The organism is Streptomyces sp. NPDC050534 (genome assembly GCF_044457745.1).
In the GTDB taxonomy this organism is placed as follows: Bacteria; Actinomycetota; Actinomycetes; order Streptomycetales; family Streptomycetaceae; genus Streptomyces.
In genome coordinates, this window is the sequence record NZ_JBITHF010000002.1 from 981,726 (window position 1) to 1,004,933 (window position 23,208).

At 71.8% G+C, this 23,208-nt stretch carries 23 protein-coding genes, 4 tRNA genes and 1 pseudogene; 16 read left to right on the forward strand and 12 right to left on the reverse strand.

Annotated elements, in window-relative coordinates:
* The first annotated feature begins 117 nt into the window (after window positions 1-117).
* Window positions 118-1,308 (forward strand): zinc-dependent alcohol dehydrogenase, encoded by a 1,191-nt coding sequence (locus ACIBN2_RS10130; protein WP_399133772.1) that lies wholly within the window; start codon window positions 118-120, stop codon window positions 1,306-1,308.
* A gap of 1 nt (window position 1,309) precedes the next feature.
* Here ACIBN2_RS10130 and ACIBN2_RS10135 read toward each other — a convergent pair whose 3' ends face one another.
* Window positions 1,310-2,380 carry an ATP-dependent DNA ligase gene (locus ACIBN2_RS10135; protein WP_399133773.1) on the reverse strand — a complete coding sequence of 357 codons (1,071 nt, stop codon included), beginning with the start codon at window positions 2,378-2,380 and terminating at the stop codon, window positions 1,310-1,312.
* Window positions 2,381-2,454: 74 nt separating this feature from the next.
* Between ACIBN2_RS10135 and ligD the strand changes: the two genes are divergently transcribed.
* From ligD to ACIBN2_RS10150, 3 genes and pseudogenes are all read left to right on the forward strand, one after another.
* Window positions 2,455-3,516: a non-homologous end-joining DNA ligase gene (ligD, locus tag ACIBN2_RS10140; protein WP_399133774.1), complete on the forward strand. Its 1,062-nt coding sequence runs from the start codon at window positions 2,455-2,457 to the stop codon at window positions 3,514-3,516.
* Window positions 3,517-3,599: 83 nt separating this feature from the next.
* Window positions 3,600-3,743: pseudogene (locus tag ACIBN2_RS10145) on the forward strand (multicopper oxidase domain-containing protein); the annotation flags it as partial.
* Window positions 3,744-3,837: 94 nt separating this feature from the next.
* Window positions 3,838-4,875 carry a LacI family DNA-binding transcriptional regulator gene (locus ACIBN2_RS10150; protein WP_399133775.1) on the forward strand — a complete coding sequence of 346 codons (1,038 nt, stop codon included), beginning with the start codon at window positions 3,838-3,840 and terminating at the stop codon, window positions 4,873-4,875.
* 114 nt (window positions 4,876-4,989) lie between these two features.
* On the opposite strand, the gene ACIBN2_RS10155 is transcribed toward ACIBN2_RS10150, so the two are convergent.
* Complete coding sequence (locus ACIBN2_RS10155; protein WP_399133976.1) at window positions 4,990-5,775, reverse strand: VOC family protein; 786 nt, start codon at window positions 5,773-5,775, stop codon at window positions 4,990-4,992.
* A gap of 292 nt (window positions 5,776-6,067) precedes the next feature.
* Here ACIBN2_RS10155 and ACIBN2_RS10160 point away from each other — a divergent pair, with 292 nt between their 5' ends.
* The 5 genes from ACIBN2_RS10160 to ACIBN2_RS10180 all read left to right on the forward strand — a co-directional run bounded on the left by ACIBN2_RS10160 (window position 6,068) and on the right by ACIBN2_RS10180 (window position 7,959).
* Entirely contained in the window at window positions 6,068-6,316 is a 249-nt protein-coding gene (locus ACIBN2_RS10160; RefSeq protein WP_399133776.1) for a WhiB family transcriptional regulator, read from the forward strand.
* Between the two features lie 39 nt (window positions 6,317-6,355).
* Window positions 6,356-6,430: transfer RNA gene (locus ACIBN2_RS10165), tRNA-Gly, on the forward strand.
* 10 nt (window positions 6,431-6,440) lie between these two features.
* A tRNA-Glu gene (locus ACIBN2_RS10170) sits at window positions 6,441-6,512 on the forward strand.
* 9 nt (window positions 6,513-6,521) lie between these two features.
* A tRNA-Ala gene (locus ACIBN2_RS10175) sits at window positions 6,522-6,593 on the forward strand.
* A gap of 37 nt (window positions 6,594-6,630) precedes the next feature.
* Complete coding sequence (locus ACIBN2_RS10180; RefSeq protein ID WP_399133777.1) at window positions 6,631-7,959, forward strand: SDR family NAD(P)-dependent oxidoreductase; 1,329 nt, start codon at window positions 6,631-6,633, stop codon at window positions 7,957-7,959.
* 99 nt (window positions 7,960-8,058) lie between these two features.
* On the opposite strand, the gene ACIBN2_RS10185 is transcribed toward ACIBN2_RS10180, so the two are convergent.
* Window positions 8,059-9,795 carry an ATP-binding protein gene (locus tag ACIBN2_RS10185; RefSeq protein ID WP_399133977.1) on the reverse strand — a complete coding sequence of 579 codons (1,737 nt, stop codon included), beginning with the start codon at window positions 9,793-9,795 and terminating at the stop codon, window positions 8,059-8,061.
* Between the two features lie 130 nt (window positions 9,796-9,925).
* Complete coding sequence (locus ACIBN2_RS10190; RefSeq protein ID WP_399133778.1) at window positions 9,926-11,329, reverse strand: hypothetical protein; 1,404 nt, start codon at window positions 11,327-11,329, stop codon at window positions 9,926-9,928.
* Window positions 11,330-11,420: 91 nt separating this feature from the next.
* On the opposite strand from ACIBN2_RS10190, the gene ACIBN2_RS10195 reads away from it, so the two are divergent.
* Window positions 11,421-11,496 (forward strand) — tRNA-Trp (locus ACIBN2_RS10195).
* A gap of 25 nt (window positions 11,497-11,521) precedes the next feature.
* Here ACIBN2_RS10195 and ACIBN2_RS10200 read toward each other — a convergent pair.
* From ACIBN2_RS10200 to ACIBN2_RS10215, 4 genes are all read right to left on the reverse strand, one after another.
* Window positions 11,522-12,367, reverse strand: coding sequence for a hypothetical protein (locus tag ACIBN2_RS10200; RefSeq protein WP_399133779.1), 846 nt, complete (start codon window positions 12,365-12,367; stop codon window positions 11,522-11,524).
* 118 nt (window positions 12,368-12,485) lie between these two features.
* Window positions 12,486-13,460 (reverse strand): acyl-ACP desaturase, encoded by a 975-nt coding sequence (locus ACIBN2_RS10205; protein ID WP_399133781.1) that lies wholly within the window; start codon window positions 13,458-13,460, stop codon window positions 12,486-12,488.
* Between the two features lie 213 nt (window positions 13,461-13,673).
* Window positions 13,674-14,450 carry a dimethylargininase gene (gene ddaH, locus ACIBN2_RS10210; RefSeq protein WP_399133783.1) on the reverse strand — a complete coding sequence of 259 codons (777 nt, stop codon included), beginning with the start codon at window positions 14,448-14,450 and terminating at the stop codon, window positions 13,674-13,676.
* Between the two features lie 139 nt (window positions 14,451-14,589).
* Window positions 14,590-16,203, reverse strand: a complete 1,614-nt coding sequence (locus ACIBN2_RS10215; protein ID WP_399133784.1) for an ABC-F family ATP-binding cassette domain-containing protein — start codon at window positions 16,201-16,203, stop codon at window positions 14,590-14,592.
* Window positions 16,204-16,536: 333 nt separating this feature from the next.
* Between ACIBN2_RS10215 and ACIBN2_RS10220 the strand changes: the two genes are divergently transcribed.
* Window positions 16,537-17,148 (forward strand): GPP34 family phosphoprotein, encoded by a 612-nt coding sequence (locus tag ACIBN2_RS10220; protein ID WP_399133785.1) that lies wholly within the window; start codon window positions 16,537-16,539, stop codon window positions 17,146-17,148.
* Between the two features lie 65 nt (window positions 17,149-17,213).
* Window positions 17,214-18,050, forward strand: coding sequence for an isocitrate lyase/phosphoenolpyruvate mutase family protein (locus ACIBN2_RS10225; RefSeq protein ID WP_399133786.1), 837 nt, complete (start codon window positions 17,214-17,216; stop codon window positions 18,048-18,050).
* Here ACIBN2_RS10225 and ACIBN2_RS10230 read toward each other — a convergent pair.
* Window positions 18,047-18,463 carry an SsgA family sporulation/cell division regulator gene (locus ACIBN2_RS10230; RefSeq protein WP_399133787.1) on the reverse strand — a complete coding sequence of 139 codons (417 nt, stop codon included), beginning with the start codon at window positions 18,461-18,463 and terminating at the stop codon, window positions 18,047-18,049. The genes ACIBN2_RS10225 and ACIBN2_RS10230 overlap by 4 nt on opposite strands.
* Before the next feature lie 294 nt (window positions 18,464-18,757).
* On the opposite strand from ACIBN2_RS10230, the gene ACIBN2_RS10235 reads away from it, so the two are divergent.
* Both ACIBN2_RS10235 and ACIBN2_RS10240 read left to right on the forward strand, forming a co-directional pair.
* Entirely contained in the window at window positions 18,758-19,864 is a 1,107-nt protein-coding gene (locus ACIBN2_RS10235) for a WD40/YVTN/BNR-like repeat-containing protein (RefSeq protein WP_399133788.1), read from the forward strand.
* Between the two features lie 79 nt (window positions 19,865-19,943).
* Window positions 19,944-20,276 carry a plasmid stabilization protein gene (locus ACIBN2_RS10240; RefSeq protein ID WP_399133789.1) on the forward strand — a complete coding sequence of 111 codons (333 nt, stop codon included), beginning with the start codon at window positions 19,944-19,946 and terminating at the stop codon, window positions 20,274-20,276.
* A 10-nt stretch (window positions 20,277-20,286) separates the two neighbouring features.
* On the opposite strand, the gene ACIBN2_RS10245 is transcribed toward ACIBN2_RS10240, so the two are convergent.
* The gene (locus ACIBN2_RS10245; RefSeq protein WP_399133790.1) at window positions 20,287-20,583 is read right to left on the reverse strand and encodes a YciI family protein; all 297 of its coding nucleotides are present in this window, start codon (window positions 20,581-20,583) and stop codon (window positions 20,287-20,289) included.
* A 49-nt stretch (window positions 20,584-20,632) separates the two neighbouring features.
* Between ACIBN2_RS10245 and ACIBN2_RS10250 the strand changes: the two genes are divergently transcribed.
* Window positions 20,633-21,328, forward strand: coding sequence for an endonuclease V (locus ACIBN2_RS10250; RefSeq protein ID WP_399133791.1), 696 nt, complete (start codon window positions 20,633-20,635; stop codon window positions 21,326-21,328).
* Here ACIBN2_RS10250 and ACIBN2_RS10255 read toward each other — a convergent pair.
* On the reverse strand, window positions 21,304-21,492 hold the full coding sequence (locus ACIBN2_RS10255; RefSeq protein WP_399133792.1) for a hypothetical protein: 189 nt from the start codon (window positions 21,490-21,492) through the stop codon (window positions 21,304-21,306). The two genes, ACIBN2_RS10250 and ACIBN2_RS10255, sit on opposite strands and share 25 nt — an antisense overlap.
* Before the next feature lie 189 nt (window positions 21,493-21,681).
* Between ACIBN2_RS10255 and mmpA the strand changes: the two genes are divergently transcribed.
* Window positions 21,682-21,828, forward strand: coding sequence for a morphogenic membrane protein MmpA (gene mmpA, locus ACIBN2_RS10260; RefSeq protein WP_399133793.1), 147 nt, complete (start codon window positions 21,682-21,684; stop codon window positions 21,826-21,828).
* Window positions 21,829-21,864: 36 nt separating this feature from the next.
* On the opposite strand, the gene ACIBN2_RS10265 is transcribed toward mmpA, so the two are convergent.
* Window positions 21,865-23,043, reverse strand: coding sequence for a saccharopine dehydrogenase family protein (locus ACIBN2_RS10265; protein ID WP_399133794.1), 1,179 nt, complete (start codon window positions 23,041-23,043; stop codon window positions 21,865-21,867).
* Window positions 23,044-23,208 lie beyond the last annotated feature (165 nt).

The following is a 23,208-nucleotide window of genomic DNA, read 5'->3' on the forward strand; positions in this document are numbered from 1 at the left end:
TTGCGCGCGTCGAATAGGCCCATTGGCCCCTGAACCTGCTTCGGGAGGCGGACGCCCGGGTACTCGGGCCGGACCGCAGGACCGGACATACCGGAGCGACGGAGGGAGCACCACGCGATGAAGGCTGTGACCTGGCAGGGGAAGCGGGACGTACGGGTGGAGGACATGCCCGATCCGAGGATCCAGGAGCCCACGGACGCCGTCATCCGCATCACGTCGACAGGGCTGTGCGGTTCCGATCTGCACCTGTACGAGGTGCTCACGCCGTTCATGACTCCGGGCGACATCCTCGGACACGAGCCGATGGGCATCGTCGAGGAGGTCGGGCCGGGGGTGCCGGACCTCGCGGCGGGCGACCGGGTCGTGGTGCCGTTCCAGATCGCCTGCGGCAACTGCTGGATGTGCCTGACGGGGCTGCCGACGCAGTGCGAGACCACGCAGGTGTCCAGTGAGGGCATGGGCGCCGCGCTGTTCGGCTACACACGGCTGTACGGCGCGGTGCCGGGTGCCCAGGCCGAGTATCTGCGCGTCCCGCAGGCCCAGTTCGGCCCGATCAAGGTACCGGAGGGGCCGCCCGACGACCGCTTCGTCTATCTCTCCGACGTGCTGCCCACCGCCTGGCAGGCGGTCGAGTACGCGGGCATCCCCAAGGGTGGCAGCGTCGCCGTGCTCGGCCTCGGGCCGATCGGTGACATGGCCTGCCGGGTGGCCCAGGTGCGCGGCGCCGGGCAGGTCTTCGGCGTCGACCTGGTGAGCGAACGGCTGCGCCGGGCCCGCGCGCGAGGCGTGGAGACGTTCGACATCAGGAGCTTCGACGGCGAGAAGGAGCTCATCACCGCGATCCGCGACCAGACCGACGGCCGCGGCCCCGACGCGGTGATCGACGCGGTGGGCACCGAGGCCCACGGCAGCGCGGCGGCCCGGCTGGCCCAGGCGGCCTCGGCCATCCTGCCCCGCAAGATCAGCGGGCCGTTCGCCGAGCGCTTCAGCATCGACCGGCTGTCCGCGCTGTACACGGCGATCGACCTGGTCCGACGCGGCGGCACGATCTCGCTCAGCGGGGTCTACGGCGGCATGGCCGACCCCATCCCGCTGCTCACCCTCTTCGACAAGCAGATCCAGATGCGGATGGGACAGGCCAACGTCCGCCGCTGGAGCGACGACATCATTCCGTATCTGACGGACGAGGACCCGCTCGGCGTGGACGACTTCGCCACGCACCGGGTGCCGCTGTCGGAGGCGCCGCACGCGTACGAGATGTTCCAGAAGAAGCAGGACGGCGCGGTGAAGGTGCTCATGACGCCCTGAGTCAGCCCGGTGAGCGGAGGATCTCGTCCAGGTCGTAGCGGACCGGCTCCTCCAGTTGCGCGTACGTGCAGCTCTCCGGGGTGCGGTCCGGGCGCCAGCGCCGGAAGCGGGCCGTGTGCCGAAAGCGCGCACCGTTCTCCATGTGGTCGTAGGCCACCTCGGCCACGCGCTCGGGCCGGAGCGGCACCCAGGACAGGTCCTTCTTGCCCGACCAGCGGCTCGGTGCGCCGGGCAGCCGGGCGGTCTCGTGTGCCGCCTCGTCCGCCCAGGCCGCCCACGGATGGCCCGCCGGGTCCTCCATCCGCAGCGGCTCCAGCTCCTCGACGAGTTCCGCCCGCCGCTTCATGGCGAAGGCGGCCGACACGCCCACGTGCTGGAGGCGGCCCTGGTCGTCGTGGAGGCCGAGCAGCAGCGAGCCGACGACGGGGCCGCTCTTGTGGAAGCGGTAGCCCGCGACGACGACGTCCGCCGTCCGCTCGTGCTTGATCTTGAACATGGCGCGCTGGTCGGGGAGGTAGCGCAGGGTGAGCGGCTTGGCGATGACGCCGTCCAGGCCCGCCCCCTCGTACTGCTCGAACCAGTTCTGCGCGACGTCGATGTCGGTGGTCGCCGGCGCCAGGTGGACGGGGGCGGTGACGCCCTCGAGCGCCCGTTCCAGCAGCGTCCTCCGGTCGGTGAGTTGCACGTCCAGCAGGGACTCGTCGGCCAGGGCCAGCAGGTCGAAGGCGACGAAGGACGCCGGGGTCCGCTCGGCGAGCGTCCGCACCCGGGAGTCGGCGGGGTGGATGCGTTCCGTGAGCGCGTCGAAGTCGAGCCGTCCCTCCCGGGCGATCACGATCTCCCCGTCCAGCACGCACCGCTCGGGCACCCGCTCCTTCAGCGCCGCCACCAGCTCGGGAAAGTACCTGGTCAGGGGCTTTCCGGTACGGCTGCCGAGTTCGAGTTGGCCGCCGTCGCGGAACACGATCGCCCGGAAACCGTCCCACTTCGCCTCGTACTGCATGCCCGGAGGGATCTTCGCCACCGACTTGGCGAGCATCGGCTTCACGGGCGGCATCACCGGGAGATCCATGACTCCGATTCTGCTCGCATACGTCGCTTGCCGCCCGGTATGCGAGGTTTGCACGTGGCGCCTACCGTGGCGGCATGGGTGCAGCGGTGGAACTGGAGGCGGGCGGCCGCACGGTCCGGCTGTCCAGCCCGGACAAGATCTTCTTTCCCGAGCGCGGTTTCACCAAGCTGGACCTCGCCCGCTACTACATCGCGGTCGGCCCCGGCATCCTGCGCGCCCTGCGCGACCGGCCCACCACTCTCGAGCGCTACCCGGACGGGGTGACCGGCGAGTCCTTCTTCCAGAAGCGGGCGCCCAAGAACATGCCCGACTGGATCCCGACCGCCCACATCACCTTTCCCAGCGGTCGCAGCGCCGACGAGATGTGCCCCACGGAGGAGGCCGCCGTGCTGTGGGCCGCGCAGTACGGCACGCTCACGTTCCATCCCTGGCCGGTGCGCCGCGACGACGTCGACAGCCCCGACGAACTGCGCATCGACCTCGACCCGCAGCCCGGCACCGACTTCGACGACGCCGTCCGCGCCGCCCATGAACTGCGCGCCGTGCTCGACGAGTTCGGCGGCCTGCGCGGCTTTCCCAAGACCTCCGGCGGCCGTGGCCTGCACGTCTTCGTACCGATCGAGCCGCGATGGACCTTCACCCAGGTCCGGCGGGCAGCCATCGCGGTGGGCCGCGAGCTGGAGCGGCGGATGCCGGAGCAGGTGACCATCAAGTGGTGGAAGGAGGAGCGGGGCGAGCGCATCTTCGTCGACTACAACCAGACGGCGCGGGATCGCACCATCGCCTCCGCCTACTCCGTACGCCCCCGCCCGCACGCCCCCGTCTCCGCGCCCCTGACCTGGGACGAGGTCGGGGTCGCCCACCCCCAGGACTTCGACATCGCGACCATGCCCGCGCGCTTCGCCGAACTCGGCGACGTGCACGCGGACATGGACGACCACCGCTTCTCCCTGGAGCCCCTGCTCGAACTCGCCCGCCGGGACGAGCACGACCACGGGCTGGGGGATCTGCCGTACCCGCCCGAGTACCCCAAGATGCCGGGGGAGCCCAAGCGGGTGCAGCCGAGCCGGGCGAAGAAGACGGACCCTCCGCAGAGAGCGGCGACTCCTCCGCCCGCGGAACCTACAACTCCTTGATCCGGATGTCCCGGTAGGAGATCACGTCCGTCGTGCTGTGCACCTGGAGACCGACGTAGCCGGAGGCGAACCGCCGTCCGTCCGTGCCCGGGTCGGAGGGCGTCGGAGCGGGTGCGTGGATGTACCACTGCCACGTCCAGAGCCACTCCGACATGGGGATGGTGGGGCTGTTCCTGGTGAAGAAGACGGACGGCACGATTCCGGGGTACGAGCCGCATCACCACTGACGCGTACGCACCCCGCGGCGAGCCTGTGAGCGCTCTCACCTACCCGCCCGCCTGGGGTTATCCTGATCGGCACCCGCCGATGAGGAGTCCCGAAGTGACCGACACAGCGCCGCGACCCACACTGGAGGCCGTGGCCGCCCGGGCCGGCGTGTCCCGGGCGACCGTCTCCCGGGTGGTGAACGGCGGCGACGGGGTGCGCGAACCCCTCGTGGAGCGGGTGCGCCGGGCGGTGGATGAACTCGGGTACGTGCCGAACCAGGCGGCCCGCAGCCTGGTGACGCGGCGGCACGACGCCGTCGCGGTGGTCATCGCCGAACCGGAGACCCGCGTCTTCGCCGACCCCTTCTTCGCCCTCCAACTGCGCGGCATCAGCAAGGAGTTGACCGCTCACGACAATCAGCTCGTGCTGCTGCTCACCGAGGGCCGTGACGACCATGCCCGGGTCGGACGCTATCTGGCGGGTGGCCATGTCGACGGCGCGCTCGTCTTCTCGCTGCACCTCGCCGACCCGCTGCCCGGTCTGATCCAGCACGCCGGCGTGCCCACCGTGTTCGGCGGACGGCCGGGCTGGAGCGACGGCCGCAGCGACGCGGTGTACGTCGACTGCGACAACCGTGCCGGGGCGCGCGAGGCCGTGGAGCACCTGGTCGGCCTCGGCCGCACCCGGGTCGCGCACATCACCGGGCCGCTCGACCAGACATCGGCGGCGGACCGGCTCGAAGGCTTCCGGGACGCGCGGGTCGACGCCGATCCGCGGCTGATCGTGGAGAGCGACTTCACTCCGGCCGGCGGGGAGCGGGCGATGCGTGAACTGCTGGAGCGACGGCCCGACCTGGACGCCGTGTTCGCCGCCAACGACCTGACCGCCGCGGGTGCCCTGCGGGTGCTGCGCGAGCACGGGCGGCGGGTGCCGGAGGACGTGGCCGTGATCGGGTTCGACGACATGCTGCCGGTGGCCGAGCAGAGCGATCCGCCGCTGACGACGGTGCGTCAGGACATCGAGGAGATGGGGCGGTTGATGGCCCGGTTGCTGCTGCGCCGGCTCGGGCATCGGGCGTCGGCGGAGGGCGAGGCGGGCGCGCCGTCCAGCGTGGTGCTGCCCACCACGCTGGTACGGCGCGCCTCGGCCTGAGCGCTCCGCCGGTCGAGCCGTAACAGGTTGTTCGTCGGCTGCGGCTGCGGCGCCCGTCGTGGCTGGTCGCGCAGTTCCCCGCGCCCCCAGGGGCGGGCGCTCGCTGACGGAGCTCTACGTCTGCTGTGGGGCGCTCTTGATCACGGCGAATCGGGCGCCGTACGGGTCGGCCAGCTTGGCGATGCGGCCCACGCCCTCGATGTCGGTGGCCGGGGCGCGGACCGTGCCGCCCAGTTGCCTGGTCAGGGCTACCGCGGCGTCCGTGTCGGCGACCTCGAAGTACGGCAGCCAGTAGGCGCTCTCCTCCGTGGGGTCGTCGGCCAGGTCGACGATGCCGCCGAACATGGCGTCCTCGCCGGCGCCCGCGGGGTTGATGCAGGTGTATGTGCCGCCGGGGAAGGGCACCGCGGAGGTCTCCAGGCCCAGGGTCTCGTGGTAGAACCAGGCCGCCTGGGCCATGTCGAGGGTGTACAGCTCGACCCAGCACAGGGCGCCCGTCTCGTTGGCGATGTCGACGCCCTTGGTGCGGCCCGGCTGCCAGATGCCGAACGGCACGCCCGCCTTGTCGCCGAGGATCGCCATGTGGCCCTCGCCCATCACATCCATGGGCTGCATGAGCACCTTGCCGTGCGCCTGCTCCGCCGCCTTGGCGGTGGCGTCGGCGTCGGCACTCTGGAAGTACACGGTCCACGAGGGCGGGCCCTGCTCGGGGGTGGTCTGCATGCCGCCGGCCACGGTCCTGCCGTCCAGCTGGAAGAAGCCGTAACCGCCGGCGTCCGGTCCCGCCGACTGGAACTGCCAGCCGAAGAGACCGCCGTAGAAGGTGATGGCGCCGTCGATGTCGGAGGTGCCGACGTCGAGCCAGTTCGGAGCGCCGTTGACGAAACGGGTGGTGAGCATCATCGCCCTCCTCGGAAGGGTCCCGTTCTCTGCACTGCCGAGTCTTGCACCCCACACTGACAATCGCTGCCGGAGCGTCCGGGCGGGTCGGAGCGGAGGAAGCGGTTCACCGGAGCGGCGCCGCGGTGACCAGGAGTGACTGACAGGGCTCGGACGTGTTTGCGACACGTTCAGCGCGCCGCCGTGCGCCGCCGGGGGCGGGCGCGCCACCATCAAGGTGGCCGGAGGCCCCGGCGGCGGCGTTGATCGGGCGTTGATCGAACGTTTTTCGCCGCAGGGCACGCTCTGGCTCATGCACATCGACATGACCGCCCCGACGGACCTCGCCTGGCAGGCCGAGGCGCTGTGCGCGCAGACCGGGGCCGACTTCTTCTTTCCCGAGCCGGGCAGCTCGGTGCGTGAGGCCAAGCGGATCTGCGGCCTGTGCGAGATGCGGCCGATCTGCCTCGACTACGCCCTGCGGAACGACGAGCGCTTCGGTGTCTGGGGCGGGTTGTCGGAGAAGGAACGGCTGGAGCTCCGGCGGCGCGAAAACCGGTGAGCCCGGCGGGCCCCGCTGCGGTTAGGATCCGGGGGCGCACCCGGGCGTAGCGCAGAGGCAGGCGCACTCGCCTTGCCCAGGCGAACGACATCGGTTCGAATCCGATCCCCGGGCTGCGTACGGGGGCCCTGTGGAGCAGAGGCAGACTCGCCGCCTTCTCAGGGCGGATACGCCGGTTCGAATCCGGCCGGGGCCCACCGCGCAGGGGACGGTAGCGCAGAGGCAGGCGCACCTTCATGGCATGAAGGACACGTCGGTTCGAATCCGGCCCGGCCCACCGCACGGCACGGCAGGGCGGGAACGGGGCGGGGCACATGACTGACGCGATCGGCGACGAGGAGCTGGCCGCCTTCCACCGCACGGTGGGTCGGCTGCGCGAGCTGCCCGTCGACGACCCGGTGCGGCTGCGCGCCGAGCAGGTCGCCGCCTCCTTCGCCCGCGACGGCCGGCTGCGGCGGCGCAAGGCGCGCGGCGCGGAGTCGTCCGCGGCGGACGCCGACGCGATGGCCGCGACCGCGACCGGCGCCCGCAACCGGCGTGAGGACGCGCCGCTCGCGGTCCCCGGCAGTTCCGGTGTCTTCCGCAAGCCGCGCAGTTGCTACGTCTGCAAGTCGCCCTATCGACAGGTCGACGCCTTCTACCACCGGCTCTGCCCGGACTGCGCCGCCGACAACACGGCACGGCGCGCCCTGGGCACCGACCTGAGCGGGCGCCGCGCGCTGCTCACCGGCGGCCGCGTGAAGATCGGCTTCCAGCTCGCGCTGATGATGCTCCGCGACGGCGCGCGGCTCCTGGTCACCTCACGCTTCCCGCACGACACCGTGCGCCGCTTCCGCGCCGAGCCGGGCAGCGAGAAGTGGCTCGACCGGCTCACCGTGCTCGCTGTCGACCTGCGCGATCCACGCCAAGTGCTGGGTCTGTGCGAGGAGTTGCGGGCCGGGGGCGAGCCGCTCGACATCCTCGTCAACAACGCCGCCCAGACCGTGCGGCGGCCGCCCGAGTCGTACGCCCTGCTCGCCGGCGGCGAGTACGACGGGCTGCCCGAGGGCGCCCGGCAGGCACCCGGCTTCACCCCTATGCGGATGCTGGAGCGCGGCGCCGCGTCCTTGCCGGTCGCGCTGCGCGAGGCCGACGAGGCCGGGCTGCTGCCCGACCCGTCCCCGGAGAACTCCTGGTCGGCGCAGCTCGGGGCGCTCGACCCGGCCGAGGTCCTGGAGACCCAGCTCGTCAACGCCCTCGCCCCGGCGCTGCTGTGCGACCGGCTGCTTCCGTTGCTGCTCGCCTCTCCGCATCCGCGCCGCTACGTCGTCAACGTCACCGCGGTCGAAGGCCGGTTCGCCGTCCGGAACAAGACGGCCGGCCATCCGCACACCAACATGGCCAAGGCGGCCCTCAACATGCTCACCCGCACCAGCGCCGCCGAACTCGCCGCGCAGGGGGTCCACATGTGCGCCGTCGACACCGGCTGGATCACCGACGAGAACCCGGCGCCGAAGAAGGCACGCATGGCCGGAGCCGGTTTCCGTACCCCGCTGGACATCGTGGACGGAGCGGCCCGCGTGTACGACCCGATCGTGCGGGGCGAGGCCGGGGACCCGGTGTCCGGCGTGTTCCTCAAGGACTACCGCGAGGCTCCGTGGTGACCGGGGAGACGGGGCGGGCGGGGTCCGGCGGCGAAACCGGTGGCGAGATCGCCGGTGTGCCGCGCGTCGTGCCCGGCCGGCCGAACTCGGCCCCGCTGGTCAGCGCCGCAGCGTCATGAACACCTCCGTCCAGAAGCGCTGCTGCTGCGCCGACGCGCCCACCAGGTACGTCGCCCGCAGCTTGGCCGGCAGCAGGGCGACCAGGCGGCTCACGGCGGCGCGGTGCTTCTTCAGTTGGGACAGCTCGGCGTTGGCGAGGATCTGGTGGACCATGTCGCTGTCGTTGCCGCCCTCGGAGGAGTGCGCGGCGGCGCGACGCAGCCGGGCCTCCCAGGCGTCCACGTCGCGTGCGAGCTCGCGCAGGCCGGTGACCGGGCGGTCCTTGAAGCGGTCCATCAGCGCGGTGAGCGGCACGGGCGCGTACTCGCCGTCACCGAGGTAGACCGTGCCCATCTCCAGCGGCAGCCCGCGGCGGTGCAGCTTGATCAGCCGCTCCAGGGTGCGCTTGGTGATCCAGGCTCGGCCGTCGTCGTCGATGTCGTGCTTCCACCACTCCAGGACCGTCTCGGCGTCCGGGCCGTAGCGCGCGAGCAGCCACTCGTTGGCCGGTATGTCCTCCGGTTCCACCTGGAGCGAGGCCGTGAACCGGGTCGCCTGCGCGATGTTGTTCCGCGCGACCAGCACCTTGCGGCCCAGGTGGTACGGCGGATTCTGCACCGCGATCTGCGCCCGCAGATGCTCGATCCGCAGACCCGCCAGCGACCACTCCTGGGTGATCTCCATGAGCTTGGCGAACGCCGCCTTGTCCTTGGGCCGGTTGTACTCGTCCCACACGATGGCTTTCGGCTCCGGCCCCGTGAACTTCGCCGCCAGCAGGTTGTCCAGCGTGCCGTCGGCCGACGGGATCGGCGCGCACAGGTCCTCGACGTTGGTCACCGGCAGCGAGAAGTACAGCGGCTCCCGGCCCAGGACCTCGCGCAGCGTCTCCCGCACCAGCTCCGTCTTGCCGCAGCCGGGCGGCCCTTGCAGGAGCACCGTCCAGCGGTTGCGCAGGGCGGCGCGCACGACCTGCCGTACCGGATCGGGAATCCGCTGCGGATCGGGCACGCCGAGCGACCCGGCGATGCGGTCCAGTATCTCCGCCGTGCGGTTCATCCCCGGCCTGCCGTCCGGGCCCGGCTCCGCCAGCCGCAGCCGCTCGCCGTCGACCAGGGGAAGGCCCCAGCGCAGCGGGAAGCCCTCCTTGGCGTTGGCCAGGACGTGGTCGAGGGTGCGCGGTGACAGCAGCTCGCGCAGCGCCGGGGACAGCGAAGCCCACAGGGAGAAGACCGGACGCAGGTCCCACGGGCGGTACTTGGCCGCCAGGTGCCGGCGCCAGGCCGTGTCGTTCGCCGTGACCCGCAGCGTCACCATGCGGTCCAGCAGCGCGAGGTCGCTGCGCCGGGCCGACGTCTCGGCCAGTGACTCGTTGTCCGTGAGGAACACGCCGATGCAGCCGAGGGCGCGCAGATCGTGCTCCCCGAGCGTCCAGTTGCAGGCGATCTGCATCAGCTGCGACTGGATCGTCTCGCCCGCCTGGAGCGAGTCGTCGACGAGCAGCACGAAGGGGCGGCCGGGCTTGAGCTGGCTCATCACCAGCTGGCGCAGCACCAGTTCACCGGTGTGCGGGTCGCGCACCGGCGCGTTGACGAGGAGGTCGTCCGGCGTCAGGTTCGCCGCCGGGACGTACACCAGCGTCGCGTCCGGGCGCGCGCGGGCGATGTGCGAGAAGAACGTCGCCGTCTTGCCGATGCCGTGCTCGCCGAAGATCTGGCCCGTCTGCCCCATGTCGATCATCGCGTCGATGAAGGTCTCGAGGCGGGAGAGCCCGGCGGGTCCAGGCGAGCCGTCGGCGGGCCCGCGCGCACCTGCGGTACGGCTCAACTGCCCCTGCTCCTCGGCCATGTGCTGTGCGGTCATGGGTCCCTCACCTCGATCCTTTCGTGACGCGATGGCAGTCCATCGCCGGGGTGTGCGTCTCGGGCCACTCGCTGCCGCCCTCCGTGATCAGCCAGATCCATTTGTCCGGCTCGGCGGGCGTGACGGGCGGGGCGTAGCCGTCGGTGAGCATCACCACGGCGTCCGGGGTGACGTCGAAACGCCGGCCGTTCACCTCCGTGCGGCCCTCCACGTAGTCCGCGACGACCTGGAAGCTTGTGCCGCCACCGCCGTAGACGCGCTCGCCGGGCTTGAACGGCATCACATGGGCGTCGAAGGACACCCAGTGCGCCTCGACCCCGTCGATCCGGCCGACCAGTCGGGTCAGCCAGGTGATGACGTGGTCCGGCATGGAGCCCGAGGTGTCGTAGGCGACGACGAGGACCTTGTCGCGTACCGGGCCGCGCCGGGAGAGCATCGGGTCCTGGCCGAGGGCGGCGAGCAGCGCGCCGCGCTTCTTGGGGTACACCAGGCGCTCGCCCTCGCGCAGCTTCGAGCCGAGGACGTCCACCAGCCAGCGCTGCCACCAGTCGACGGTGCGCGTGCGGGTGGTCTCGCCGCGCAGCGCGCCCGCGCCGAGGCTGCCCCAGATCCTCGCGGCGCGCGCGTTTCCTTCCTCCGTGCGGCGCATCAGGTCCAGCAGCTCACCCTCGGCGCCCGTGTGCCCGCGGCGGGCCGCCAGCAGGGAGTTGAGCAGGGCGGAGGAGGCGACCGCGTCGACGGTCTCCTGGTCGGCGGGGACGGCGTCGTCCAGCAGATGCACGCACAAGTGCCGCTCCGGGACAGGCGGCCGGTGCATCCGCTTCAGCTCGCCGTACACCCGCATGTCCGTCTCGGTGAACGTCTCGTACGGCACCGGCTCCAGGCCGTGCGCCGTCAGATCCGCGACGTAGAGGTCGTACACCTGGCGCGGGTCGACGCCCGTGGGGCGGCCGTCCAGCAGCGGCAGGCCCTCGCGGGCGAGGCGGACGAGCGCCACATGGTTGATGGACACCTCGGCGGCCAGCTCGAAGACCGGGTCCTCACGCAGCCCGGCGTCGGCGAAGAGGTGTCGCTGCAGCAGGTGACGTGCCTCGTGGAACAGCACGAACTTGACGCCGGCCAGGCCGAGTCCGACGAAGAAGCCGGGGTTGTAGAGCAGCAGGCAGGTGCCGTCGCCGGAGGCCACCACGGCCGCCGTTTCCACCGCCGTCGTGGGGATCTGGTGATGGCACTTCGCGTACAGCCACGACGCCACCGCCGACTCGGTCAGGCCGAAGTCGAGCAGCGCGGCCTCCTTCAGCCGCCGCGCCTCCTCGACCACCGCCCCGTCCGCCGGACGGTACCGCTCCAGCGCCCTGCGGTCGGCCAGGTCGACCACAGGGAGTCGCCGCCCCCGCTCTCCGTACGCCATGCCAGGCCCCCCGTACCCGCTTTCCCCCGGTGGATCATTGGTACCAGCGCCCACTGACAACGGGCCAACGCATTACGCTCTGGCCACAAGGGCGGGGTCGTAGCGCAGAGGCAGGCGCGCCGGTCTCCAAAACCGGAACACGCTGGTTCGAATCCAGCCGCCCCGCCCCCCTTTTTTTCGCGGGCGCCCCTGTCAGGCGATGGCGCCCGCGGTCGCCACGAGTTCCGGCACGGTGCCGTGGAAGCCGCCGACCAGCTGGGCCAGCACCGCCCAGGACTCCTCGCGGTCGCCCAAGTGGTCGCGTACGAGCGGCCGTAGCGCGTCCTCGGCGTCGTGCACGCGCGCCGGGAACAGCAGGTGGCCCAGTGAGAGCACGTGGAGGGTGTCCGAGGCGGGGCCGTGTGTCGCCGCGTACTCGGCGGGGCCGTCCAGCACGCCGGCGCGGCGCACCCGGTTCGTGAACTTGCGGTGCGCCCCGAACTGGGTCCGCAGTTCCGGCGGGCAGTCCGGGCGCACCACGAGAGCCCAGCGTGCGTAACCGGGCAGCGGGCGCTCCCGGTCCGCCTCGGCGACCGTCCGCCAGTCGGCGCGCTCGAGCACCATCGAGGCCGCCTGCCGGGCGGGCGCCATGGCGGTGGCCTGCCGCAGCGCGCCGACGAGTCCCTCCCGGGCGTAGCCCTTGGGTACCGGAGGTTCCTCGCTGCCACGCAGGACGCGGTCCACCGGGACCCGTGCCGTACGCCCGGGACCGAACGGCACACCGCGCAGGATGGCGCGCCGCATCGAGTCGTCGGCGTGGGAGTGCCGCCACACCACGGCGTTGAGGTCCGGGTCGTCCTCCTCCAGCACCCACAGCAGCACGGAGGAGGGCACCGCCCGCCAGGTCCACGAGGAGATCAGCTGCGCCCGGTCGCCCGCGCTGTCCACGCGCGCGTGCACGGGCACGCCGATCCGGCGCCGTATCCGCTCCGCCTCCCCGGTGTCCATCAGGTCCAGCAGAAAGCCGACCGAACGGTGGGACGCGCTGTTGTCACCCATGGGCCGCATGATGGCGCGCACGGGCGGTGATCCGCACCGGAAATTCGGCGCACCGGAGATGCGGCGCACCCGAAATCAGGGCACCGGGGATTCGGCGCACCGGGATTTCGGTGAGCCGTCAGGCCTTCGCCCGGGCCGCCATCCGCGCCTTGCGCGCGGCGAGCTTCTCGTCGAACTTCAGGGCCTCCGAGTCCAGGCCGCCCATGAAGAGGCCGAGTTCCTCCTGGGCCTGGAGACCCTCGGGGCCGAGGCCGTCGATCTCCAGGACCTTCAGGAAGCGCAGGACGGGCTGGAGGACGTCGTCGTGGTGGATGCGGAGGTTGTAGACCTCGCCGATGGCCATCTGGGCCGCCGCGCGCTCGAAGCCGGGGATGCCGTGGCCGGGCATGCGGAAGTCGACGACGACGTCGCGCACGGCCTGCATGGTGAGGTCGGGGGCGAGCTCGAAGGCGGACTTCAGGAGGTTGCGGTAGAAGACCATGTGCAGGTTCTCGTCGGTCGCGATGCGCGCCAGCATGCGGTCGCAGACCGGGTCGCCCGACTGGTGGCCGGTGTTGCGGTGCGAGATGCGGGTCGCGAGCTCCTGGAAGGCGACGTAGGCGATCGAGTGCAGCATCGAGTGGCGGTTGTCCGACTCGAAGCCCTCGCTCATGTGGGCCATCCGGAACTGCTCCAGCTGGTCCGGGTCCACCGCGCGCGAGGCGAGCAGGTAGTCGCGCATCACGATGCCGTGCCGGCCCTCCTCGGCGGTCCAGCGGTGCACCCAGGTGCCCCAGGCGCCGTCGCGGCCGAAGAGCGAGGCGATCTCGTGGTGGTAGCTGGGGAGGTTGTCCTCCGTCAGGAGGTTCACGACGAGCGCGATGCGGCCGATCTCCGTGACCTTGGACTGCTCCTTGCCCCAGGCCTCGCCGTCCTCGAAGAGGCCGGGGAAGTTACGGGCGTCCGACCAGGGCACGTACTCGTGCGGCATCCAGTCCTTGGCGACACCCAGATGCCGGTTGAGCTCCTTCTCGACCACTTCCTCCAAGGCGTACAACAGCCGGGCGTCGGTCCAGACGGCGGGACTGCCGAGGTGCGGGGAAGTGATCGTCACGGGAACTCCAGGGGGACGCGACAACGGGGACGGACCGGCGAGCGGTGCCGGAACTTACGGGATCGTAGGCTACGAAACCGTAGGTTACGTTGCCGTAGGTTAAGGACGCTGTAAAGATCCCTGATCAGGTGGGCTGCCCAACGGTTTCGAGACCATGTCAAAACAGTCGGGGAGTCGCAGGTCCCAGCGCCGCAAGGGTGAGTGCGGCACCCGTCAGGCGTACAGATCCCGCAGTCGGACCGAGAGGCATGTCACACAGCCTTCGAGCTTCTCGAATTCGCTGATGTCCACCACGACCGGCTCGAAGCCGAGGTCGGCGAGCAGCTCCGCGGACTTCGGGGCGCTCGCCGCCATCAGCAGCTTCTGACCGCCGAGCAGCACCACGTGGGCGCCGCTCTCCTCGGGCACCGACAGGAAGCGCGGGAACAGCGCCGGCCGGTCCACCTTCGGGATGTGCCCGATGACCGTCCCGTCGGGCAGCGCGGTGACCGCCGACTTCAGATGCAGCACCTTGCTCACGGGGACGGCGACGACCCGCGCCCCCAGCGGCTCGAAGGCGGCCCGCAGCTGCTGGACGCCGGCCGCGTTGGTGCGCCCGCCCCGGCCGACGTAGATCGTGTCGTCGATCTTCAGCACGTCGCCGCCGTCCAGGGTGCCCGGGTCCCAGATCCAGTTCACCGAGCAGCCCAGGCGCGCCACGGCCTCCTCGACCCCGGCCGTCTCGTCCCGCCGGGAGTCGGCGCCTGGCCGGGTGATCAGCGCGACGTTCCTGTACATGACGACGGTGTCCTCGACGAACACCGAGTCGGGGCAGTCGTCCTCGGGGTCGACCTCGACGGTCTCCCAGCCGTGCGTGCCCAGGGCCTCGACGTAGGCCTCCCACTGCTCCACCGCGAGATCGGCGTCGACCTTCTCCCGCTCGATGTGCGTGACCAGGCCGTCGGCGAGACGCGGGCTCGGACGGCGGACGAGGGCCTTCTTGCTGGGCACGACGGGACTCCGTTACGGCGGGACGGTGGACCGGGCCCCTTGGAGAGGGACCCGGACCGCCATCATGCAGCGCGGATGTGCGCGGGCAAAACCCCCGTAGCCAGGATGTGCCCCTCCTGAGACGCGCTTCCGGGGCGCGTCATCCGACCTCCTCCGGTGCGGTCTCCCGCAGTTCGCCGTCCATCAGCAGCCATCGGGTGATCCCGATCGACTCCAGGAACGGCAGGTCGTGGCTGGCCACGATCAGCGCACCCTCGTACGACTCCAGGGCCGACGTCAGCTGCCGGACGCTGGCCATGTCGAGGTTGTTCGTCGGCTCGTCGAGCATCAGCAGCTGCGGGGCCGGCTCGGCGAGCATCAGCGCGGCCAGGGCCGCCCGGAAGCGTTCGCCGCCGGACAGCGTCGCCGCCTGCTGGTCGGCGCGGGCGCCGCGGAACAGGAAGCGGGCCAGCCGCGCCCGGATCCGGTTGTTGGTGGCGCCCGGCGCGAACCGGGCCACGTTCTCGGCGACGGACAGCCCGTCGTCGAGGACGTCCAGCCGCTGCGGCAGGAAACGCAGCGGCACGTGCGCGTGCACCTCGCCGGAGACCGGCGCCAGCTCACCGGCGATCGTCCGCAGCAGCGTGGTCTTGCCCGCGCCGTTGCGCCCGATCAGCGCGACCCGCTCCGGGCCGCGCAGGTCCAGCCCGCCGGCCACGCACGCGCCGTGGGCGAGCTCCAGCTGCCGCAGAGTGAGCACGTCACGGCCCGGCGGTACGGCCGTGAACGGCAGGTCGACGCGGATCTCGTCGTCGTCCCGTACGGCGTCCGCCGCCTCGTCGAGGCGCTCCTTCGCCTCGGTGAGCTTCTCCTCGTGCATGATGCGGTGCTTGCCCGCGGACTCCTGAGCCGCGCGCTTGCGCGCCCCCATGACGATCTTCGGTTCGCGCTTCTGGTCCCACATCTTCTGGCCGTAGCGTTTGCGGCGGGCCAGTTTGACCTGGGCGTCGGCCAGTTCCCGTTTCTGTTTGCGGTAGTCGGCCTCGGCGACGCGCACCATGCGCTCCGCGGCCTCCTGCTCGGTGGCGAGAGCCTCCTCGTAGGCGGAGAAGTTGCCGCCGTACCAGGCGACCTCACCGGAGCGCAGGTCGGCGACCTGGTCGACGAGTTCCAGCAGTTCGCGGTCGTGGCTGACCACGACCATGACGCCCGGCCAGGCGGACACGGCCGCGTACAGCCGTCTGCGTGCGTACAGGTCGAGGTTGTTGGTCGGCTCGTCCAGGAGCAGGACGTCCGGGCGGCCGAGCAGCAGGGCGGCCAGCCGCAGCAGCACCGACTCACCGCCCGACACCTCGCCGATGGTGCGGTCCAACTCGATGTGGCCGAGACCGAGTTCGCCGAGGGTGGCGAGGGCGCGCTCCTCCACGTCCCAAGCGTCGCCGACCGTCTCGAAGTGCTCCTCGGACACGTCGCCGGCCTCGATGGCGTGCAGCGCGGCCCGCCGGCCGGCGATGCCGAGCGCCTCGTCCACCCGCAGCCGGGTGTCGAGCGTGACGTTCTGCGGGAGATAGCCGACGTCGCCCGCGGTGCGCACGACGCCGTCGGACGGGGCGAGTTCGCCGGCGATCAGCTTCAACAGGGTCGATTTTCCTGATCCGTTGACACCGACGAGCCCGGTCCTGCCGGGGCCGAAGGAGACATCGAGGCCTTCGAAGACGGACGTGCCGTCGGGCCAGCCGAAGGAGAGGGACGTGCAGGTGATGGATGGAGACATGCGGGCCTCGCGGTTGCTTGATGCGGTCAGGGGCAAACGCGTATCGAGACACCGGGGACCTACGGCCGCAGAGAAGAGTTCCAGAAAGGAAGGAGGCCCCGGAAAAGGGAGGCCCGGGGCATGAGAAATGCCCTGTTCCGTCGGGACGGCTGCCGAGGTCGCACGCGGCGCACACCTGTGGTGTGTCACACGGTGTCTCAGGACCTCAGAGGAGCAACGTCCTTCTCCGATCGACGGCAACAGAAGCGCTTTACACCGTATGAGCGGCTCTGGCGGCTGTCAACGCATTAACGAACTACCGTGATCTTGACGACGCCGCACCAAGGAGACCTCGTGCCCCACGGTTCGCTCTCGCTCCCGGCCCGGCTGTGCCTCCTCACCTGGGACCCCACCGGCACCGAGGGCGCGGCCGCGCACCTGGTGCGGGCAGGCGCCCTCACCGAGCTGGTCCGGCGCGGCCTGCTCACCGACGAGGACGGCATCGCGACCCCGGCCGACCTGGACGCCCTCACCGCGGACCCCGTCCTCGACGGACTGCTGGAACTGGTCCACGAGTCCATGCCGCACCGGTGGCGGGCGTGGGTGGGCCTGCACGCGCGCGTGACGGCGGACGCCGTGCGGGAGCAACTGACCGCCGACGGGTGGCTGCGGGCGGAGAAGAAGCGGGTGCTCGGTGTCTTTCCGAGCGTGGAACACGTGCTGGAGCGCACGGACGCCGTGGAGGCGCTGCGGCAGGAGGCGCGGGACGTGTGGCAGGGGCGCGGGGAGGTCTCCGAGCAGGAGGCCGCCGCCGTGGCCCTGGCGGCCGCCGCGGGGGTGCGCGGCCTGGCCCCGGACGGGGACGGCCGTGACCAGCTCAAGGAGCGGGTCGAGGAGCTCGTCGAGCGCAGCGGGGTGGGCGGGGTCCTCGGCGAGCTGTGTTCGGCCCTGACGCCGGCGGTCTGAGCCTTCGACGTACGTGTCGGATTTCTGCCAGCCTCCGCCCCGCGGCCGCTGGTTGAGTGGGCGGCATGACGACGAACGAGATCCTTCGCGCGCGTGCCCTCGCCTTCCGCTCCCTGCACGTCCCCGGTGCTCCGCTCGTCCTGCCGAACGCCTGGGACATCACCAGTGCCCGCATCGTCGAGGACGCCGGTGCCGCCGCCGTCGCGACCACGAGCGCGGGTCTCGCGTGGGCGCTCGGCGCGGCGGACGGCGACCGGCTGGAGCGTGACGAGGCCCTCGGCGCCGTGGCCCGGATCGCCGCCGCCGTGGCGGTGCCCGTCAGCGCCGACATCGAGTCCGGCTACGCGCGGGACGCGGCGGGCGTCGCGGGCACGGTCCGTGCGGTGATCGAGGCGGGCGCGGTCGGCGTGAACATCGAGGACGCGCTCTACGAGGCCGGGACGGGGCCGTTGCGTCCCGTCGCGGAGCAGTCCGAGCGGATCTCCGCCGCCCGGCAGGCGGCCGACGCGGCCGGGGTGCCGCTGTTCGTCAACGTCCGCATCGACACGTTCCTCAGGGGCGCGGGGGGAGTGGACGAGACGCTGGAGCGGGCCGCCGCCTTCCTCGCGGCGGGCGCCGACGGGATCTTCGTCCCCGGGGCCGTCGACCCGGGGGCGGTCAAGCTCCTCGCCGACGGGATCGAGGGGCCGCTGAACGTGATGGCCGGCCCGGGCGCACCGCCGGTCGCCGAGCTGGCCGCGCTCGGTGTGGCCCGGGTGAGCGTCGGCTCGGGCATCGCGCAGGCCGCACACGCACTGGTCCGGCGCGCCGCGGGGGAGCTGTTGGGCGCGGGGACCTACGACTCGCTGGCGGGCGGGCTCGACTACGGCGAGCTCAACACGCTGATGGGTGGGGGCCGTTAGGCCGCGTCGCGCATCAGTTCCGCGAGGTCGTGGTCGAGGTCCAGCTGCAGGTGCTCCATGCCGACCGGCACCAGGGCGTTGGTGGCGGCGAGGAACCGGAATATCGCGTCCGAGTGGACGTGGATGACGGCGGTGCCCTCGGGGGCGTGGAACTCCATGACGGTGCGGTCGTAGCCGTAGGGGCGCACGCGGACGTCGCCGTCGCCCGCGGGCTCCTCCAGGCCGTCCGTGAGAAGTTCACGCGAGAAGGTCCAGCAGACGTCCACGCCCTCCAGGGTGGCCGGGGCGGGGAAGGTCATGCGGACCGCGAACGGATCGCGGCGGTCGTAGTGCAGCGTCGCCGGGATGCTGGGCATGCGGGGCGCGGCGGCCACGAGGCGGGCCTCCACGGGCTGCTCGATGACGGTGGACAACGCCTTGCTCCCTTGCTGACGGCTGGACGGATGGGCGGCTGGACGGACGGGCGGTGGGGCGGATCGGACCGGGCTACGGTGCCGATCGGGCCGGGCACTGCTAGAGACGCCGGAATCAGCCAATCCGTGCACCCGAATTCCGAGTGACCTCCGTCACCGAGTTCATTCACAGGAGTGACGGGGTCCACTTTCCGTGCACTGCTGTGCATTTGTGGTTCGGGTGGGCCCTCTGGACGGTGTCCGCATGGTGGACTAGCTTCGCCCGCCATGAGGCGCATGGGGAGCTCGCGACGCATGAGACGTACGTTCCACACGGTGGCCGCGGGGGTGGTGTGTTCGGCGGCACTGACCGCGCTGACCGCCGTACCCGCGCAGGCCCGGGCATCAGCACAGACACAAGCACCCGCACAGACACAGGGGCACAGAGCACCCCACTGGGAGCTCAAGGACACCGGCGCGAGCGGCGTGCGCTTCCGCGGGCTGTCGGCCGTGGGCCGGGACACCGCCTGGGTGGCCGGAACCAAGGGCACCGTGCTGCGCACCACGGACGGCGGGACGAACTGGCGCAACGTCTCGCCGCCGGGCGCCGGTGAGCTGGAGTTCCGGGACATCGAGGCGTTCGACGCGCGGCGGGCCGTGGTGCTGGCCATCGGCGAGGGCGAGGCGTCCCGCGTCTACCGCACCGACGACGGCGGCGCGACCTGGACCGAGTCGTTCCGCAACACCGACCCCAAGGCCTTCTACGACTGCCTGACCTTCTTCGACCACCGTCACGGCCTGGCCATGAGCGACCCGGTGGACGGCAGGTTCCGCATCCTGTCGACCGCCGACGGCGGCCGCTCCTGGAAGGTGCTGCCCAGCGACGGCATGCCGGCCGCCCTGGACGGCGAGGCGGGCTTCGCCGCGAGCGGCCAGTGCCTGGTCGCCTCCGGCCCGTCGGACGTCTGGCTGGCGACCGGAGGCGGTGCACGCGCGCGTGTGCTGCACTCCGGCGACCGCGGGCGCACCTGGACGGCAGCCGACACCCCGATCCCGGCGGGCGACCCGGCCAAGGGCGTCTTCGCACTCGCCTTCCGCGACCGCACCCACGGCCTCGCCGTCGGCGGCGACTACCGCCCCGGCCAGACCTCGCCGCGGGCCGCCGCACGCACCGCCGACGGCGGCCGCACCTGGCAGCCGGCCGCCGAGCCGCCGCCCGCCTACCGCTCCGGCGCCGCCTGGCTCCCGCACAGCCGCACCACCGCCCTCGCGGTCGGCCCCACGGGCACCGACGTGACCGCCGACGGAGGCCGCACCTGGCGCACGGTCGACACCGGCTCGTACGACACCGTCGACTGCGCATCCGGTCCCACCTGCTGGGCGGCCGGCGAACAGGGGCGGGTGGCCCGGCTGGAGCGATGACGTAGGACGCCGGAAGGCGGGTACTCGTTCCCTGCCGCAAAGACCTGTCAGAGGTCCGTCGCAGAGGAAGGGAGCGATCATGCCAGCCGGTTCCAGCCCCAAGCGTGAGCGTCAGTACGAGCACATCAAGCAGAGCGCACAGGACCGGGGCGAGAGCGCGGGGCGCGCCAAGGAGATCGCCTCGCGGACCGTCAACAAGGAGCGCGCCCGCTCCGGCGAGTCCAAGACCGCCAGCCGCACCTCCAAGCAGGACATGTCGTCCGGCGAGCGGGGCGGCCGGCGGTCGGGCGGCGGATCGCAGGGGCCGACCCGTGACCAGCTCTACAACGAGGCCAAGCAGCGTGGTATCGAAGGCCGTTCGAACATGAACAAGGACCAGCTGCAGCGCGCGCTGAACGCGAAGAAGAGCTGAGCCGCGCGGCTCAGCCGATCGTCTGCCGGTGGTGCGCCAGCTCCGGAGCCGTCTTCGTGGCGAGGAACTCCGTGACCCGGTACACGCACACACCGGCGACGGCGAACGGGTCGCCCGCGACGATCTCCTCGATGCGCGCCCGGTCCTCCGCGACGGCGAGGATCACCCCGCCGTCGCGGGGGTCCTTGCGGCCCGACGCCAGGAAGAAGCCCTTGCCGTACTGCTCCTCCAGCCACGCCACGTGGTCCGGCAGCAGGGCGTCCACGGCGTCGAGCGGGGCGGTGTAGGTCAGCTCCAGTACGAACATGATCGCGAGCCTACGCCGCCCGGTCAGGGCCCGTACGCTCGTCCCCATCATGACGACCGTAAGCATCCCCGCGGGCTGGCCCGCGACCGAGGAAGAGGCCCGCGCCGTCCAGGACGAGCTGCGCGAGCGCGTGCTGCTCGACGAGGCCGGACCGCCGCCCGGCACGGGGTACGTGACCGGTGTCGACGTGGCCTACGACGACGAGCGGGACGTCGTCGCGGCAGCGGCGGTGGTCCTCGACGCGGGGACCCTCGAGGTCGTCGAGGAGGCCACGGCCGTCGGTCGGATCTCCTTCCCGTACGTGCCGGGGCTGCTCGCCTTCCGCGAGATCCCCACGGTCCTCGCCGCCCTCGACGCGCTGGCGCGGCCGCCCGGCCTGGTGGTGTGCGACGGCTACGGCCTCGCCCACCCGCGCCGCTTCGGCCTCGCCAGCCACCTCGGCGTCCTGACGGGCCTGCCCACGATCGGCGTCGCCAAGAACCCGTTCACCTTCGCCCATGAGGAACCGGGTGCCGCGCGCGGCAGCGCCTCACCGCTGCTGGCGGGTGCCGAGGAGGTCGGCCGGGCCCTGCGCACCCGGGACGCCGTCAAACCGGTCTTCGTCTCCGTCGGCCACCGCGTCGGCCTCGACAACGCCTGCGCCCACACCCTGGCGCTGACCCCCGCCTACCGGCTCCCGGAGACGACGCGCAGGGCGGACGCGCTGTGCCGCCGGGCGCTTCAGGAGGCGACGATCCGCCACTGACCGACTTCGCGGTACGCGGAGTCGTGGATCGCCGCCTCGTCCCCGGACTTCAGTGGGTAGTGGCGGAGGTTGCCGCCCCAGTACCGCAGGATCCGGCCCAGTTCGCCGACCGGGTCCTCGGTCAACGCGGCGTCGTCCATGGTGACTTCGAGAAGGAATTTCATGCCTTCAAGTCTTTCATTGAACTGCTTGTTGGCACTTTTCCGCCAACTGCGCGGGGATGGCGGGCCGTGGCGTCGGAAAGTCTCAAATCGCGCTTGCGGGAGCAGGCAGGCCCGCGTCGCGATCTGAGTACGTGTACTGAGTAGCCGTACGGATGTGGGCCCGGTGCGTCGGCGGACAGGCTGTGCCGCATGACGACGCACCGGGCCCCGAAGCCCCTCGCCGATCCCAACCGTCCCGTCGAGCGTGCCGTGACGGCCGTGCTGATCCTCGCCGTGCTGGCCGGGATCGGCTGGATCGCCGGGATGATCTACACCGTGGCCGGCTGGTCGCTCTAGGGCGAACCCGGGCCCGGACGGGCCCCGTTCACCGGCTCAGCGGCCGGCGGCGACCCGGAAGGTGATGCCGGCCGCGCGCAGACGCTCGATCAGCGCATCGCCCATGGCCACCGCCGTGGTCACCTGGCCGGCCGTCGGCGGCAGGTCGTCGAAGGCCAGCGACAGCGCCGACTCGGCGAACATCTTGGCCGTCTCGCCGTAGCCGGGATCGCCGCCCGCGACCTCCGTGAACACCCGCCGGCCGCCGCCCTCGCCCACGAAGCGGACCTTGAACCAGCTCTTCGCGCGCTTCTCGGCGTCCGGCCCCTCGCCGGGCTTGAGGCGGTCCGACAGCCAGCGCCGCGCGGGCGGCAGCTGGGCCGCCGTGAACAGGCCGCCGACGGCCGCGATCCCGGCCAGCGCGACGGGCAGATGGCGCACCGCCGCGTAGTGCCGGTAGCGGAAGTCGGGGCCGTAGCGCTCCAGGGCCTTCGCGGAGCGGTGCACGATCTGCGGGTCGATGGTCGGCAGCGGCAGCGCCCACGCGCCGACCTCCTTGGCGAACTTCGGCGCCCCGGTGGGCACGGCGGCCCGCCGCCCCACCAGGCGCGGCTCGTGCCGCCTGCGGTCCCGCTCGGCCGCCAGCATCGGACGCACCCGCGCGAACTGGTTGAGCGCCGAGGCGAACGTACCGCCGGAGAAGGTGGCGTCCGCCGTGACGTATCCGTCCACGGTCAGCGGGACGCCCTCGGGCAGCTGCCGGACGGTGAAGTACGCGCCCAGGTCGTGCGGGATCGAGTCGTAGCCGCAGGCGTGCACCAGCCGTGCGCCGGTCTCACGCGCGCGTGCGTCGTGGCGTACGTACGTCAGGTCCACGAACTCGGGCTCGCCGCAGAGGTCGAGGTAGTCCGTGCCGCTGTCGGCGCAGGCGGCCACGAGGTCCTCGCCGTAGGTGATGTACGGGCCCACGGTCGTGGCCACCACGCGCGCCTGCTCGGCGAGTTCGCGCAGGCCGGCCGGGTCGGACACGTCCGCCCGCAGCACGCCGACCTTGTCGCCGCCGGGCAGCCGTTCGCGCAGCTGCTCCAGCTTGGCCTCGCTACGGCCCGCGATCGCCCAGTGCAGCCCGTCGGGGGCGTGCGCGGCGAGGTACTCCGCGGTGAGCTCCCCGACGAAGCCGGTGGCCCCGAAGAGCACGATGTCGTACGGGCGGTCCGCCCTGTTCAGCCTGCTCATGACACCTCTCGGTCCACTGCTCGCGCCGTTGTCGGTGGCCGAGGTTAGCGTGAGGAGGCGGCGGAGCTGCCGCGGACCCCGACAATTGGCTAAGCGCTTGCTCGCTCAGGTCTTGTGTTCGGTGGAACGTGTTCTTAGCATCACTGGTGTTACATCAGTAGTGTC

Bases quoted from the DNA above. Each gene is read 5' to 3' on its own strand.
- ACIBN2_RS10130 (WP_399133772.1), top strand. From the start codon at position 118: ATGAAGGCTGTGACCTGGCAGGGGAAGCGGGACGTACGGGTGGAGGAC.
- ACIBN2_RS10135 (WP_399133773.1), bottom strand. From the start codon at position 2,380: ATGGATCTCCCGGTGATGCCGCCCGTGAAGCCGATGCTCGCCAAGTCG.
- ligD (WP_399133774.1), top strand. From the start codon at position 2,455: ATGGGTGCAGCGGTGGAACTGGAGGCGGGCGGCCGCACGGTCCGGCTG.
- ACIBN2_RS10155 (WP_399133976.1), bottom strand. From the start codon at position 5,775: ATGCTCACCACCCGTTTCGTCAACGGCGCTCCGAACTGGCTCGACGTC.
- ACIBN2_RS10160 (WP_399133776.1), top strand. From the start codon at position 6,068: ATGCACATCGACATGACCGCCCCGACGGACCTCGCCTGGCAGGCCGAG.
- ACIBN2_RS10180 (WP_399133777.1), top strand. From the start codon at position 6,631: ATGACTGACGCGATCGGCGACGAGGAGCTGGCCGCCTTCCACCGCACG.
- ACIBN2_RS10185 (WP_399133977.1), bottom strand. From the start codon at position 9,795: ATGATCGACATGGGGCAGACGGGCCAGATCTTCGGCGAGCACGGCATC.
- ACIBN2_RS10190 (WP_399133778.1), bottom strand. From the start codon at position 11,329: ATGGCGTACGGAGAGCGGGGGCGGCGACTCCCTGTGGTCGACCTGGCC.
- ACIBN2_RS10200 (WP_399133779.1), bottom strand. From the start codon at position 12,367: ATGGGTGACAACAGCGCGTCCCACCGTTCGGTCGGCTTTCTGCTGGAC.
- ACIBN2_RS10215 (WP_399133784.1), bottom strand. From the start codon at position 16,203: ATGTCTCCATCCATCACCTGCACGTCCCTCTCCTTCGGCTGGCCCGAC.
- ACIBN2_RS10225 (WP_399133786.1), top strand. From the start codon at position 17,214: ATGACGACGAACGAGATCCTTCGCGCGCGTGCCCTCGCCTTCCGCTCC.
- ACIBN2_RS10235 (WP_399133788.1), top strand. From the start codon at position 18,758: ATGAGACGTACGTTCCACACGGTGGCCGCGGGGGTGGTGTGTTCGGCG.
- ACIBN2_RS10240 (WP_399133789.1), top strand. From the start codon at position 19,944: ATGCCAGCCGGTTCCAGCCCCAAGCGTGAGCGTCAGTACGAGCACATC.
- ACIBN2_RS10245 (WP_399133790.1), bottom strand. From the start codon at position 20,583: ATGTTCGTACTGGAGCTGACCTACACCGCCCCGCTCGACGCCGTGGAC.
- ACIBN2_RS10250 (WP_399133791.1), top strand. From the start codon at position 20,633: ATGACGACCGTAAGCATCCCCGCGGGCTGGCCCGCGACCGAGGAAGAG.
- ACIBN2_RS10255 (WP_399133792.1), bottom strand. From the start codon at position 21,492: ATGAAATTCCTTCTCGAAGTCACCATGGACGACGCCGCGTTGACCGAG.
- mmpA (WP_399133793.1), top strand. From the start codon at position 21,682: ATGACGACGCACCGGGCCCCGAAGCCCCTCGCCGATCCCAACCGTCCC.
- ACIBN2_RS10265 (WP_399133794.1), bottom strand. From the start codon at position 23,043: ATGAGCAGGCTGAACAGGGCGGACCGCCCGTACGACATCGTGCTCTTC.